Source organism: Bradyrhizobium sp. USDA 3364 (genome assembly GCF_054056355.1).
The window spans coordinates 4,584,769-4,597,985 of sequence record NZ_JBSRYG010000002.1 but is presented as its reverse complement, the minus strand read 5'-3'; the positions used below and the strand labels follow the sequence as shown (position 1 = coordinate 4,597,985).

The following is a 13,217-nucleotide window of genomic DNA, read 5'->3' as shown; positions in this document are numbered from 1 at the left end:
ATATGCACCTATTGTCATTAGGTGCATATACATATATTTGTCAAGGTCACGGGAGGCGGCGATGGCGAAGATCGAAACCAGCCGGTGCAATCTCACGGCGTTGCGCAAGGCGACGCGGCGGGTGTCGCAGCTCTATGATCAGGTCCTTGCGAGGTCCGGGCTGCGCGGCACGCAGCGGGCCATTCTGGTCTATGTCAAAAGGTCCGGTGCGCCGACGATGGGCGAACTTGCCGCAGCCCTGGTGCTCGACCGTACGGCCCTCAACCACAACCTCAAGCCGCTCGAGCGCGACGGCCTCCTGACCATCACCGTCGACAAGAACGACCGCCGCAGCAGGCTGGTGCGGCTCACCAAACGCGGCGAAGCCAGGCTCGCGGAATCACAGGCCGCATGGCTTGAGGCGCAGGACCGTTTCGAGACGGCGTTTGGCGCGAAGCAGGCTGCCGATCTCAGGCAGACGCTCGAACTGATCGCCGCGCTCGAATTCGGCGACCGGGCGGCGGATTTGCCGGCGGCATAGCCGGCTTCAAATGAAAAGCGGCCCGGCGTTGGCGCCGGACCGCTCGTTCGTGCACGATCAGGGTTGATCGCGCTCAGCTGTAGATCTCGAACAGGCCGGCGCCGCCCTGACCACCGCCGATGCACATGGTCACGACGCCCCACTTGGCCTTGCGGCGACGGCCTTCCTGCAGCAGGTGGCCGGTGAGCCGGGCGCCGGTCATGCCGAACGGATGGCCGATCGCGATCGAGCCGCCATTGACGTTGTACTTCTCGGGATCGATGCCGAGCTGGTCGCGCGAATAGAGGCACTGGCTGGCGAACGCCTCGTTGAGCTCCCAGAGATCGATGTCGTCGACCTTCAGGCCGTGCCGCTTCAACAGCTTCGGCACAGCAAACACCGGCCCGATGCCCATCTCGTCAGGCTCGCAGCCGGCCGAGGCCCAGGCCACGAAGCGGCCGAGCGGGTTGAGGCCGCGCTTCTCGGCATCCTTGGCTTCCATCAGCACCACGGCGGCGGCGCCGTCGGAGAGCTGGCTGGCATTGCCGGCGGTGACGAACTTGCCCGGGCCCTTGACCGGCTCGAGCTTGGCAAGGCCTTCCAGCGTGGTCTCAGGACGATTGCACTCGTCGCGGTCGACCACGTAGTCGACGATCGACTCGGCCTTGGTCGCCTTGTCGACCACCTTCATCTTGGTCTTCATGGGGACGATTTCGTCCTTGAACTTGTTGGCCTGCTGGGCGGCCGCCATGCGGCGCTGCGACTCCAGCGAATACTCGTCCTGGTATTCGCGGCTGAGCTTGTAGCGCTCGGCGACGATGTCGGCGGTATCGATCATCGCCATGAAGATGTCGGGCGCGGTCTTGAGCAGCTCCGGATCGATCGATTCCTTCGGCGAGCCGCCGCCGGGAATCGAGATGCTCTCGACACCGCCGGCGACGATGCAGTCGGAACCATCCGAACGGATCGAGTTGGCGGCCATCGCGATGGTCTGCAGGCCCGACGAGCAAAAGCGGTTCACCGAGACGCCGGCGGTGGTCTTCGGCAGGCCGGCGAGCAGCGCCGCCTGGCGGCCGATGTTCGGCGCACCATGCGCGCAATTGCCGAGATAGCAGTCCTCGACATAGTCCTTGGCGACGCCGGCGCGCTCGACGGCATGCTGGATGGCGTGCGCGGCAAGCGACATCGGCGGGGTGATGTTGAATCCGCCACGGCCGGACTTTGCCAGGCCGGTGCGCGCGTAGGAAACGATTACGGCTTCACGCATTGTTTTCTCCCTTCGAGATGACGGTCATTGTGGCGTGTCGTGGCCCGTTCGTACACATTTTTCGGCGGGCGCAACAGGGATACCAGAGGCCCCAGAACGGCAAACGCCGCCTCCGGGACCGGAGGCGGCGTCATGTTCCGCAGATCGGAATATCGATGCGCTTGAGCGGTATCTTTGTTCGTCGCGCCGGACGACAACGAGAACCGCTCAAACAGCGTTTAAGACGTCGGCATCCTAGAACGTCAGCGCCTCTAAAACGTCAGCGCCTTGGCCTGCTTCACCTGCGGCAACGTCTGCACCTTGCCGAGCAGCTCCGCCGGCACCGGGCCGTCGACCTCGACCAGCGCGATGGCGTCGCCGCCCTGCTTGACGCGGCCGAGATGGAAGGTCGCGATATTGATTTTCGCATCACCCAAGAGGCTAGCGAACGCGCCGATGAAGCCCGGCGTGTCCTCGTTGGTCACGTAGATCATCGACTTGCCGAATTCGGCGTCGACGCGGATACCCTTGATGTCGACCAGGCGCGGCTTGCCGTCGGCGTAGACGGTGCCGGACACCGAACGCTCCTGGCGCTCGGTCGCGACGGTGACCGTGATCAGGCTTTCATAGTCGCTCTGCGCGGCGCGGACCACCTCGTCCACCACCATGCCGCGCTCCTTGGCGACGACCGGCGCCGACACCACGTTGACCTCGCCCAGCATCGGGCGCAGCAGGCCGGACAGCACAGCCGAAGTGATCGCCTTGATCTTCATCTCGGCGACATGGCCTTCATAGGTGATCGTGGTCTTGAGGATGCCGCTCTCGGTGAGCTGGCCCGCGAACGAGCCGAGCTTTTCGGCGAGCTCGATGAACGGCTTCAGCTTCGGCGCCTCTTCGGCCGTGATCGAGGGGAAGTTGACCGCGTTGGAAATCGCGCCCGACAGCAGATAGTCCGACATCTGCTCGGCGACCTGCAACGCAACGTTCTCCTGCGCTTCCGTGGTGGACGCGCCGAGATGCGGGGTGCAAATCACGTTGGGATGGCCGAACAGCACGTTCGTCGTCGCCGGCTCCTCGACGAAGACGTCGAAGGCGGCGCCCGCGACATGCTTGGAATTCAGCGCATCGACCAGCGCCTGCTCGTCGACCAGGCCGCCGCGGGCGCAGTTGATGATGCGGACGCCCTTCTTCATCTTGGCGATCGCGGCCGCGTCGATGACGTTGCGGGTCTTCTCGGTCAGCGGCGTATGCAGCGTGATGAAATCGGCGCGCTTGAGCAGGTCGTCGAGCTCGACCTTCTCGACGCCGATGTCCTTGGCGCGCTCCGGCGACAGGAACGGATCGAACGCGATCACCTTCATGCGCAGGCCGAGCGCGCGGTCGGCGACGATCGAGCCGATATTGCCGCAGCCGATCACGCCCAGCGTCTTGGCGGTGATCTCGACGCCCATGAAGCGGTTCTTCTCCCACTTGCCGGCCTGGGTCGAGGCGTCGGCCTGCGGGATCTCGCGCGCCAGCGCCAGCATCAGGGTGATGGCGTGCTCGGCGGTCGTGATCGAATTGCCGAACGGCGTATTCATCACGATGATGCCCTTGGCGGTCGCAGCCGGGATCTCGACATTGTCGACGCCGATGCCGGCGCGGCCGATCACCTTCAGCTTCGTCGCCTTCTCGATGATCTTGGCGGTCGCCTTGGTGGCCGAGCGGATCGCAAGGCCATCATAATTGCCGATGATCTCGGCGAGCTTGTCCTTGTCCTTGCCGAGGTTGGGCTGGAAGTCGACCTCGACGCCGCGATCCTTGAAGATCTGCACGGCGGCCGGGGACAGCGCGTCGGAAATGAGAACCTTGGGTTTTGTCATGGGTGTGATCCGTCAATGACGATTGATCTGCAGTCGTCACCCGCGGGCTTTACCCGGGGGTCCATCTTTCTTGATGGATGGCCGGGTCAGGCCCGGCCATGACGAGATGAGCTAGAAAGTTCGCTTAAGCCGCTTTCGGCAGCGCGGCCTTGGTCTCCGCAAAAGCCCAGTCAATCCACTGCGTCAGCAGCTCGACGTCCTTTGCCTCGACAGTGGCGCCGCACCAGATCCGCAGGCCCGCCGGCGCATCGCGGTAATACGCGAAGTCGAAACCGGCGTTCTCCTTCTCCACCAGCGCGACCAGCTTCTTGCAGAAGTCGGCCTGCGCATCAGCGGGAAGCGAGGTGATCGCGGGATCGGTGAACTTCAGGCACACCGAGGTGTTGGAGCGGATCGCGGGATCCTTGGCCAGGAAGTCGATCCAGGGCGTCTTCGCCTTCCAGTCGGCGAGCGCCTTGGTGTTGGCGTCGGCGCGGGCGATCAGCGCCTTCAGGCCGCCGATCGACTTCGCCCAGTTCAGCGCGTCGAGATAGTCCTCGACGCAGAGCATCGACGGCGTGTTGATGGTCTCGCCTTCGAAGATGCCCTGGTTGAGCTTGCCGCCCTTGGTGAGGCGGAAGATCTTCGGCAGCGGCCAGGCCGGCTTGTAGGTCTCGAGCCGTTCCACCGCACGCGGCGACAGGATCAGCATGCCGTGGGCGGCTTCACCGCCGAGCGCCTTTTGCCAGGAGAAGGTGACGACGTCGAGCTTGGCGAAATCGAGCGGCTGCGCGAAGGCGGCCGAGGTCGCGTCGCAGATCGTCAGACCTTCACGGCTTGCGCTGATCCAGTCGGCGTTCGGCACGCGCACGCCCGAGGTGGTGCCGTTCCAGGTGAAGACGACGTCCGACGCAGGATCGACCTTGGAGAGATCGGGGATTTCACCGTAAGCCGCGTTCAGCTTGGTGACGTCCTTCAGCTTCAATTCCTTGACGATGTCGCTGACCCAACCCTCGCCGAAGGATTCCCAGGCGAGCGTGGTGACGGGCCGCGCACCGAGCAGCGACCACAGCGCCATCTCGACCGCGCCGGTGTCCGACGCCGGCACGATGCCGATCTTGTAATCGGCGGGCACTTCAAGCACTTCGCGCGTCAGTTCGATCGCGAGCTTCAGCTTGGCCTTACCGACCTTCGCGCGATGCGAGCGGCCGAGGGCGGCGTCCTTGAGATTTTCGGGGTTCCAGCCGGGGCGCTTGGCGCAGGGGCCGGAGGAAAAATGCGGCACATTGGGCCGCGAAGCGGGCTTCGCTGCAGTCATAAATCTACCCTTCCAGATAGCTGCCTCTCGGTGGGGAGAGGTTTCCCGCGGTCGGAGATAGTGGAAAGGCCCTCAAACGTCAAGGAAGCTAGGGCTCTTCCGCACCAATCGGCGGATCACGGCTGATTGAAGGAGCGTCCTCGACCTGCTGCTGATCGAGCAAATCTGCCGCGAGAGTCATGATCTTAACCGCCCTGCGCCGGCTCGAAATCTTCAAAATGCTCTTGTCGCCGGCCTGCACGATGTACTCGTTGCCGACCCGCACAATCGAATAGTCCGACATTCCAATCCCCAGTTGCCGCCGCCCCGTGGGAGACGTCCGACATACCGGACTCGTTCCGCCCCGTAAAATCACGGAGGCCGGCTTAGTTTATTGGCTGTTAACCGGATAGAGCAGCTACGGCTACCGCAGGCATTGCCTGCTCGATGGCACAACTTCTTGCGCGTTCAGAATCGCAGCGTCATCCCGACATGGCTGCGCGCGAATCCAAGCCGTTCGTAGAAGCGCTGTGCATCGACGCGCGTGTGATGCGTCAGGAGCTCGACGAGCATGCAGCCTTTCGCGCGCGCTTCTCCGACCGCCCACTGCACCAGTTTCTCACCGATTCCGAGGCTGCGGCAATGTTTTGCAACACGGACGTCCTCCAGCAGGCCGCGCCAGCCGCCCTGCGAGCTGATGCCCGGCAGAACCGCAAGCTGCAGGCAGCCGACCACGGCGCCCTCCCCGTCGACGGCGACGACGAGTTGCAGATTGGGATCGCGCTCGACCCGCGCGAAAGCCTCGTAATAGCTTTGCGGCAGCGGATCCTCGATCCGCTCGCGCGCGCTGCCGAGCGGATCGTCCGCCAGCATGCCGACGATGGCGGCAACGTCCTCGCGGTGCGCGCGGCGGATCGTGATCGATGAAGCGTCAGTCATGGCGGTGTTCACACGAGGTCAGCGAACGGGCGGCAGCGCGAGCTCATGCTCGGCATCGGCGATCCAGCGGCGGATCATGGGATAGCGTTCGAGCGCGAGGCCGCCATCCTCGGCCATGCGCGTGTAGGCGAGCAGCGACACGTCGGCCAGCGAGAATTGATCTCCGACCAGGAATTGCGCGCCCGCAAGATGCCGCTCCAGATGATCGAGCGCGACATAGCCGCGCTTCAGGAGATTCGGATCGATCTCCGACACCGCCTTGCCGAGATACACGACCTGAAAACGGCAGACGGCGACATAGGGCTCGTGGCTGTTCTGCTCCCAGAACATCCACGCATCCATCTGCGCCGCGCGATAGGGATCGTTTGGGATCAGATCGCTGCCGCGCGCGAGGTAGCGGATGATGGCGTTGGATTGCGCGAGCGTGCGGCCGTCATCGAGCTCGACCGTCGGCACCTGGCCCCAGCCGTTCAGCTTGAGGAATTCCGCCGTCCGGCTGCCGCCCTTCATGGTGTCGATCTCGACCCATGTGTAGGGCAGCGCCAGCCTGTCGCACACCCATTTCACCTTCAGGCAATTGCCTGAATTGGCGTCGCCGTGGATTTTCATGCGAGGTCGCTCCGCTTGCGGAGCAATATCCGATCAGTCACGCCATGCGCTGTCAAGCTGCGCGGCTTTGCCTCAGAACTTGTAACCGAGACCGGCGCGCACGGTGTTGATGCTGGTATCGACGGTGGAGGTGAAGCGTACGTATTCCCACTCGGCGCGCATGAACAGCCCACCGGTGATATTGACATCGAAGCCGAGACCACCGGTGTAGCCGTAGACCAGGTGATTGTGCTGGACGTCCGATGCGGTCAGTGGCGCGAGCTGCGTGAATGGCCCCAATTGGCTGGTGCTGACTGCGTCGTTCACTGTGACGGAGCGCGAGATATCGGCATTGCCGAACGCGACACCGCCGAAGATGTAAGGCAGGAAGCAGCCCCAGGCATAGGCGGCGCGGCCGCGAATCGTGGCCATGTCGTTGATCCGGATCGACGCAGTCGAATCGACCCGCACGTCATGGAAGTTGCCGTCGGTGAGCGCATTGCCGCTCACCAGTTCCTTGCTCGCGAGGGAAGCACCGCCGAACTTTCCGTGCATGTAGCTCGCGTCGATACCGACGACGACGTCGTCGTATTGCCAGTTGTAGCCGGCGAAGCCACCCCAGGCCGAGGATCGCTGGGATGCCTTGCCGAGACCGAGATTCCAGTTCGAGACGTCCATCTGCTGGATGACATTGTGATCCAGCAACCCCGCCAGCAGGTTGGCGTTCGTGCCGATGAAATTCTCATCTGATGAACCGTAGCCACCCTGCCCACCGATGTAGAAGCCGCGCCAGTTGACGGGTGCGCTGGGCGCATCGCTGAAACCGCCGCGCAGAATCGGGAAGTCCGGCATATCGGCCGCGTGCGCAACCGTCACAGCGCTCATCATCATCGCCGCCAGCAAGAACCTACGCATCGCAACGCTCCATCCCACTCATCGAATGCGCGTTGATCATCGCCTGTTAACCTTAACCAATCGTTGTTGCCGCCCGATTTCGACCATGGAAGTTGCAGAAGCTCGCCACATGACAGGCAAAGAAAAACGGCGCGGGATGATTCCGCGCCGTTTCAATCGTTAACCGTGAAGGGACGAAATTAACCCTTATCAGCCCTTGCGGATCAGCGGGGGCGGCGGGGGCGGCGGCGGCACGTCGCAGCAGGGCAAGGCCATGCGCACGCCGAGCTTGACGTCCTGCGAGGTGATGTCGCGGAACTGGAAGCTCGAAGGACCGGTCGGCGTGCCGTCGAAGAAGTGCCCCTGGCCCTGGCCGGCGGTGCCCATGTCGAGGTAGCGATAGGCCAGCTCGACCGTGAAGTTGTTGGTGACCTTGTAGGCGACACCGGCGTGCAGCGCCCAGGCGAAGTTGGTCTTGGTGGCGCCATCGGCGATGAAGGAGCTGGTCAGGCCCGACCCGCTCGGGAACGTCGCGACGTCGGAGAACGCCGACGTCTTGAGCACTGCGGCACCGACACCCGCACCGATGAACGGCGTCAGGCAGCCCCAGGTGCCGAGATCGGCGTAGACGTTGACGAGGCCGACCCAGCTCTGGATGCCGCCATGATAGGTGTCGCCCAGCGAGCTCGGCCCGGGGAACGTGAAGAAATCGGTGCCGTTGAAGCTCACCTTCGAGCGATACTCACCGGTGATGTCGGCGCGGAACCAGCTGTTGAACTGGTAGCCGACGCCGAGGCCGAAGAGCATGCCGCCATCGAAACCGTGACCGTACTGGTTGAAGGCGGTGCCGGCCGGCAGCGTGTCGTAGGCGTTGACGTGCAGCCTAGCCCGGGTGTTGGTCACGCCGACATCGCCGCGCAGATACCAGCCGCCGAAATCCTGGACCGGCGGAGGCGCATACGCCATCGGGGGCGGCGGCATGATGGGCATGTCGGCGGCGAACGCCGCCGAGGACAACAGAGATGCCGCGCCTGCGGCAATCAGGGTCTTTACGCTACGCATTGGCTTCGTCCTTTTGGGCCAAGTGAGGCGACACACGAAAGCCCCACGTCTGAAACTCACGGGTGGACGATGGCAGGAAATGTTTAAGCGGCACTTAACCCTAATTTTTAAGGTTGATTTTCTCTCACCTATTTGTGTGGCTGTCGCTTATAGGTCCATCAATGCGCGCATGCGGCCGCGAAAGATGGCGATCTCGCCACAAGTGCTAATGAAGCGTTGACGCATGCGCGCCGTCTGCAGCGCACGCGGGCCGCGAATGTTAGCGAATGCTTAACGCGGACGAAGCGCCTGCGTCCCTCGCCGGCGGGAGTTCAGCGAACAGTCTTCGGCATCTTCGGCAGGAACACCGCGAGCAGGCCGATCGCCGGCAGGAATGCGCACAGCTGATAGACGAACGCGATCGAGGTGTGGTCGGCGAGCTTGCCGAGCACCGCGGCGCCGAGGCCGCCGATGCCGAAGGCGGCACCGAAGAACACGCCGGAGATCATGCCGAAGCGATGCGGCATCAATTCCTGCGCGAACACGATGATCGCCGACGTCGCCGACGAGATGATCAAGCCGATCACAACCGTCAGCACAGCGCTGGCGAACAGCCCGGCATAGGGCAGCGCCAGCGTGAACGGCAGCGCGCCGAGGATCGAGAACCAGATCACGTATTTGCGGCCGAAGCGGTCGCCGAGCGGCCCGCCGATGAACGCACCCACGGCGTTGGCGGCGAGGAAGACGAACAGATAGAGCTGCGCCGCCTGCGTCGAGACACCGAACCTGTCGATCAGATAGAAGATGTAATAGCTCGACAGGCTCGAGACATAGAGCTGTTTGGAGAACAGCAGCGCGACCAGCACGACGAGCGCGATCCTCACGCGCCGCTGGTCCGGATGGTCGGGATGCCGCGCGATGACGGCCGCCTTCTTGCCTGCGATCTGCGGCTTGTACCAGCCGCCGATGCGCCAGAGGATCACGATGGCAAGAAACGCGATCGAGGAGAACCAGGCGATCGAGGGCTGGCCGAACGGCACCACGATCAAGGCGGCGAGCACCGGCCCCATCGAGGTGCCGAAACTGCCGCCGAGCTGGAACACCGATTGCGCGAAACCGTAACGTCCGCCTGAAGCCAGCCGCGCGATGCGCGACGATTCCGGGTGGAACACTGCGGACCCAAGGCCGACCAGCGAAGCCGCGATCAGGATGATCCCGTAAGAGTGCGCGACGCTGAGCAGCAACAGCCCGAAGAAGGTGAAGCCCATGCCGATCGAAAGCGAAAACGGCTGCGCCTTCTTGTCGGTGAAATGCCCGACCAGCGGCTGCAGCAGCGACGCCGTGAACTGGAACGCCAGCGTGATCATGCCGATCTGCGCGAAGTCGAGCGCGTAATTGTCCTTAAGGATCGGATAGACCGAGGCGATCAGCGACTGCATCGTGTCGTTGAGGAAGTGCGAGAAGCTGATGCCGGCGAGCACGACATAGGCCGGCCCCGCAGCGGCGGCCGCCTTCGCGGCCGTCAACTCCGGCACCGGCACCGGCTCACCCAGCGCCTGTTCGCTCACGACGGGCTTGTTCAATGCAGGATTCCCCGGACGAGTCGCAAATGCACCGGTGTCGTACGACGCGGAGGTAGCCGGGACCAGTTGCGCCAGCCGATGGCAGCGATGCGCTGTGTGGCGGAGGCGTCCGCTCAGTCCGAAGCTCTTTCACCGTCACTCTGAGGAGCGCCTAGCGCGTCTCGAAGGGTCGACGGCCCGGCTGGCGGCCGTGCATCCTTCGAGACGCGCGCTAAAGCGCGCTCCTCGGGATGACGGGATCAACAGCCTGCGACTGGAAACAGCAGCCTTTAAGCCGCGGCGGCGTGGCCGAGTGCGCTGACGATGTTGTCGACGACCTCTTCCACCAGGATGCGGTCGTCGCCCTCGCCCATCACGCGGATCACCGGCTCGGTGCCGGAGGGACGGATCAGCAGGCGGCCATGGCCGTTGAGGCGGTTCTCGCCGTCGGTGATCGCGGACTTGACCTCGGCATTGTCGAGCGGCTTGCCGCTGCGATAGCGCACGTTCTTCAGAATCTGCGGCAACGGATCAAAACGCCGGCAGATCTCCGACACCGGACGACGCAGCTTCTGCACCACGGCCAGCACCTGCAACGCCGCGACGAAGCCGTCGCCGGTCGTCGAATAGTCCGACATGATGATGTGGCCCGACGGCTCGCCGCCGAGATTGTAGCCGCCGCTCAGCATCTGCTCGAGCACATAGCGGTCGCCGACAGGGGTGCGGACCATCGAGAGCCCGTGGCCCTGCAGGAAGCGCTCCAACCCGAGATTGGACATCACGGTCGTGACGATGCCTGGCTTGGCGAGGCGTCCCTCTTCCTTCCAGCTCTGCGCGATCACCGCGAGCAGTTGGTCGCCGTCGACGATGTGGCCGCGCTCGTCGACCAAGATGACGCGATCGGCATCGCCGTCGAGCGCGATGCCGATGTCGGCGCGCATCTCGCGCACCTTCCTCGACAGCGCCTCCGGCGAGGTGGAGCCGCATTCCTTGTTGATGTTGAAGCCGTCGGGTTCGACGCCGATCGGCACCACGTCGGCGCCGAGCTCCCACAGCGCTTCCGGCACCACCTTGTAGGCGGCGCCGTTGGCGCAATCGACCACCACGCGCAGGCCGTCGAGCGAGAGGTCGCGCGGCAGCGTGCGCTTGGCGAATTCGATGTAGCGGTCATGGACGCCGTCGATGCGGCGGGCACGGCCGAGGCTCGCGCTCTGCGCCAGGCGGCGGTCGAGCGATTCGTCGAGCAGCTGCTCGATCTGCTTCTCGACGTCGTCGGACAGCTTGAAGCCCTGCGGGCCGAACAGCTTTATGCCGTTGTCCTCGAAAAGATTATGCGACGCCGAGATCATCACCCCGAGATCGGCGCGCATCGACTTGGTCAGCATCGCGATCGCCGGCGTCGGCATCGGGCCGACCAGCAGCACGTCCATGCCGACCGAGGTGAAGCCCGCGACCATGGCGTATTCGATCATGTAGCCGGACAGCCGCGTGTCCTTGCCGATCACGACGCGATGGCGATGGTCGCCCCGCTGAAACACCAAGCCTGCGGCCTGCCCCACCTTGAGCGCGAGCTCCGGCGTGATCAGCCCATTGGCGCGGCCCCGAATCCCATCGGTCCCGAAATATTTGCGGCTCATGGTACCCCCAACACGGACCTCTCGAACCACCCGGCGAGAGAGTCCCGAACGCCCACCAGTCTAGCGTGCATCGGCCTTATAGACTGCCAGGCGCTAAAATGACTTCAAAAAATATGATGAATCATTACCGCGGCCAAACCGCGTTCCTTGAGCTTAAGACACTGAATAATATAACATTATTTCCATCTCGGCAACCCTCGGGAACGAGCGCTGTCCCCTATCCTTTGCCGTTGCGCTTGACGTGCTGGTCACCCTTGGTGGGGGCCGGCTGGGTAACATTGACGGGGTCGGAACCGGGAAACGTCTCCTTCAGCCCCTCTTCCAGGGCCTCGTCGAGCCGACGCTTTTCGGCGCTGTCGTCTGCTTTCGGCTTGGAGCCTGATTGGGTCATCGTGACCTCCCATCCGTCTTCGATTTGGCAGCCCCTTCAACCATGCTAGATGACGGCAAGAGCGAACACCCGCAAGCCTCGCTTCAATAGACTTGCGACGACATAGAAGAAGAAGGGCCGGGACCGTCCATGAAGCACATTACCTGCATCGAAGATCTGCGCCAGCTGCACAAGCGCCGGGTGCCGAAGGCGTTTTTCGATTATGCGGACCGCGGCTCCTATACGGAGGACACGCTGCGCGCCAACTCCGAGGACCTGCAGCAGATCAAGTTCCGCCAGCGCATCCTAGTCGACGTGTCCAAGCGCAGCCTGGCGACCACGATCCTCGGCGAGCAGGCCTCGATGCCGCTGATCCTGGCGCCGGTCGGCCTGCTCGGCATGCAGCATGGCGACGGCGAGATCTACGCCTGCCGCGCCGCCCAGGCCGCCGGCATTCCCTTCACGCAGAGCACGATGTCGATCTGCTCGATCGAGGACATCGCCGCCGCGGTCGACAAGCCGTTCTGGTTCCAGCTCTACGTCATGAAGGACCGCGGCTTCATCAAGGCGCTGATCGAGCGCGCGATCGCCGCAAAATGCTCGGCGCTGGTGCTGACCGTCGACCTGCAGGTGATCGGCCAGCGCCACCAGGACATCAAGAACGGCATGACGGTGCCGCCGGAATGGTCGCTGTCGAAGCTGGTCGACTTCGCGACCAAGCCCGCCTGGGTATCCGGCGTGCTGCGCGGCAAGCGCCGGACCTTCGGCAACATTGCCGGTCACGTCAAAGGCATGGACGACATCGTCAAGCTGTCAGAATGGACCGCGTCCCAGTTCGACACCACGCTGAACTGGAAAGACATCGACTGGATCCGCTCGATCTGGCCGGGCAAGCTGATCCTGAAAGGCATTCTCGACGTCGAGGACGCCGAGCTCGCCGCCAAGAGCGGCGCGCAGGCGATCGTGGTCTCCAACCATGGCGGCCGCCAGCTCGACGGCGCACCGTCCTCGATCGAGGTGCTGCCTGAAATCGTCGACGAGGTCGGATCACAGCTCGAGATCATGTTCGACGGCGGCATCCGCACCGGCATGGACATCATGCGCGCGCTCGCGCTCGGCGCGAAGTCCTGCATGATCGGCCGCGCCTATGCCTACGGCCTCGGCGCCGGCGGCGAGGCCGGCGTCGCCAAGGCGCTCGACATCCTGGGCAAGGAGCTCACCACCACGATGGGTCTGTGCGGCGTCAACACCATCGCCGAGATCGACGACAAGGTGCTGGCGGTCTAGATCACGCTGCAACACT

At 63.8% G+C, this 13,217-nt stretch carries 13 protein-coding genes; 2 read left to right on the top strand and 11 right to left on the bottom strand.

What is annotated here, in order from left to right; all coding sequences use genetic code 11:
* Positions 1–61: 61 nt before the first annotated feature.
* A complete protein-coding gene (locus ACVILL_RS21785; protein ID WP_456730918.1) occupies positions 62–520 on the top strand; it encodes a MarR family winged helix-turn-helix transcriptional regulator in 459 nt (152 codons plus the stop codon).
* A gap of 73 nt (positions 521–593) precedes the next feature.
* Here the strand turns inward: ACVILL_RS21785 and ACVILL_RS21780 are convergent, their stop codons facing one another.
* The 11 genes from ACVILL_RS21780 to ACVILL_RS21730 form a co-directional block, all read right to left on the bottom strand.
* On the bottom strand, positions 594–1,766 hold the full coding sequence (locus tag ACVILL_RS21780; RefSeq protein ID WP_456730917.1) for a thiolase family protein: 1,173 nt from the start codon (positions 1,764–1,766) through the stop codon (positions 594–596).
* 251 nt (positions 1,767–2,017) lie between these two features.
* Positions 2,018–3,607 (bottom strand): phosphoglycerate dehydrogenase, encoded by a 1,590-nt coding sequence (gene serA, locus ACVILL_RS21775; protein WP_456730916.1) that lies wholly within the window; start codon positions 3,605–3,607, stop codon positions 2,018–2,020.
* Between the two features lie 124 nt (positions 3,608–3,731).
* Positions 3,732–4,904 carry a phosphoserine transaminase gene (locus tag ACVILL_RS21770; protein ID WP_456730915.1) on the bottom strand — a complete coding sequence of 391 codons (1,173 nt, stop codon included), beginning with the start codon at positions 4,902–4,904 and terminating at the stop codon, positions 3,732–3,734.
* Between the two features lie 88 nt (positions 4,905–4,992).
* Entirely contained in the window at positions 4,993–5,187 is a 195-nt protein-coding gene (locus ACVILL_RS21765; protein ID WP_456730914.1) for a hypothetical protein, read from the bottom strand.
* A 164-nt stretch (positions 5,188–5,351) separates the two neighbouring features.
* A complete protein-coding gene (locus tag ACVILL_RS21760) occupies positions 5,352–5,822 on the bottom strand; it encodes a GNAT family N-acetyltransferase (protein ID WP_456730913.1) in 471 nt (156 codons plus the stop codon).
* Positions 5,823–5,840: 18 nt separating this feature from the next.
* Positions 5,841–6,431, bottom strand: a complete 591-nt coding sequence (locus ACVILL_RS21755; protein ID WP_456730912.1) for a glutathione S-transferase family protein — start codon at positions 6,429–6,431, stop codon at positions 5,841–5,843.
* Between the two features lie 72 nt (positions 6,432–6,503).
* Entirely contained in the window at positions 6,504–7,325 is an 822-nt protein-coding gene (locus ACVILL_RS21750) for an outer membrane beta-barrel protein (protein WP_181196143.1), read from the bottom strand.
* A 189-nt stretch (positions 7,326–7,514) separates the two neighbouring features.
* Positions 7,515–8,366 (bottom strand): outer membrane protein, encoded by an 852-nt coding sequence (locus ACVILL_RS21745; RefSeq protein ID WP_456730911.1) that lies wholly within the window; start codon positions 8,364–8,366, stop codon positions 7,515–7,517.
* A 311-nt stretch (positions 8,367–8,677) separates the two neighbouring features.
* The gene (locus ACVILL_RS21740; RefSeq protein ID WP_456730910.1) at positions 8,678–9,928 is read right to left on the bottom strand and encodes an MFS transporter; all 1,251 of its coding nucleotides are present in this window, start codon (positions 9,926–9,928) and stop codon (positions 8,678–8,680) included.
* A gap of 269 nt (positions 9,929–10,197) precedes the next feature.
* Complete coding sequence (gene glmM, locus ACVILL_RS21735; protein ID WP_456730909.1) at positions 10,198–11,544, bottom strand: phosphoglucosamine mutase; 1,347 nt, start codon at positions 11,542–11,544, stop codon at positions 10,198–10,200.
* 217 nt (positions 11,545–11,761) lie between these two features.
* Positions 11,762–11,935 (bottom strand): hypothetical protein, encoded by a 174-nt coding sequence (locus ACVILL_RS21730; RefSeq protein ID WP_456730908.1) that lies wholly within the window; start codon positions 11,933–11,935, stop codon positions 11,762–11,764.
* Positions 11,936–12,064: 129 nt separating this feature from the next.
* Here ACVILL_RS21730 and ACVILL_RS21725 point away from each other — a divergent pair, with 129 nt between their 5' ends.
* Positions 12,065–13,201, top strand: a complete 1,137-nt coding sequence (locus ACVILL_RS21725) for an alpha-hydroxy acid oxidase (RefSeq protein ID WP_456730907.1) — start codon at positions 12,065–12,067, stop codon at positions 13,199–13,201.
* Positions 13,202–13,217: the final 16 nt, after the last annotated feature.

Bases quoted from the DNA above. Each gene is read 5' to 3' on its own strand.
- ACVILL_RS21785 (WP_456730918.1), top strand. From the start codon at position 62: ATGGCGAAGATCGAAACCAGCCGGTGCAATCTCACGGCGTTGCGCAAG.
- ACVILL_RS21780 (WP_456730917.1), bottom strand. From the start codon at position 1,766: ATGCGTGAAGCCGTAATCGTTTCCTACGCGCGCACCGGCCTGGCAAAG.
- serA (WP_456730916.1), bottom strand. From the start codon at position 3,607: ATGACAAAACCCAAGGTTCTCATTTCCGACGCGCTGTCCCCGGCCGCC.
- ACVILL_RS21770 (WP_456730915.1), bottom strand. From the start codon at position 4,904: ATGACTGCAGCGAAGCCCGCTTCGCGGCCCAATGTGCCGCATTTTTCC.
- ACVILL_RS21765 (WP_456730914.1), bottom strand. From the start codon at position 5,187: ATGTCGGACTATTCGATTGTGCGGGTCGGCAACGAGTACATCGTGCAG.
- ACVILL_RS21760 (WP_456730913.1), bottom strand. From the start codon at position 5,822: ATGACTGACGCTTCATCGATCACGATCCGCCGCGCGCACCGCGAGGAC.
- ACVILL_RS21755 (WP_456730912.1), bottom strand. From the start codon at position 6,431: ATGAAAATCCACGGCGACGCCAATTCAGGCAATTGCCTGAAGGTGAAA.
- ACVILL_RS21750 (WP_181196143.1), bottom strand. From the start codon at position 7,325: ATGCGTAGGTTCTTGCTGGCGGCGATGATGATGAGCGCTGTGACGGTT.
- ACVILL_RS21745 (WP_456730911.1), bottom strand. From the start codon at position 8,366: ATGCGTAGCGTAAAGACCCTGATTGCCGCAGGCGCGGCATCTCTGTTG.
- glmM (WP_456730909.1), bottom strand. From the start codon at position 11,544: ATGAGCCGCAAATATTTCGGGACCGATGGGATTCGGGGCCGCGCCAAT.
- ACVILL_RS21730 (WP_456730908.1), bottom strand. From the start codon at position 11,935: ATGACCCAATCAGGCTCCAAGCCGAAAGCAGACGACAGCGCCGAAAAG.
- ACVILL_RS21725 (WP_456730907.1), top strand. From the start codon at position 12,065: ATGAAGCACATTACCTGCATCGAAGATCTGCGCCAGCTGCACAAGCGC.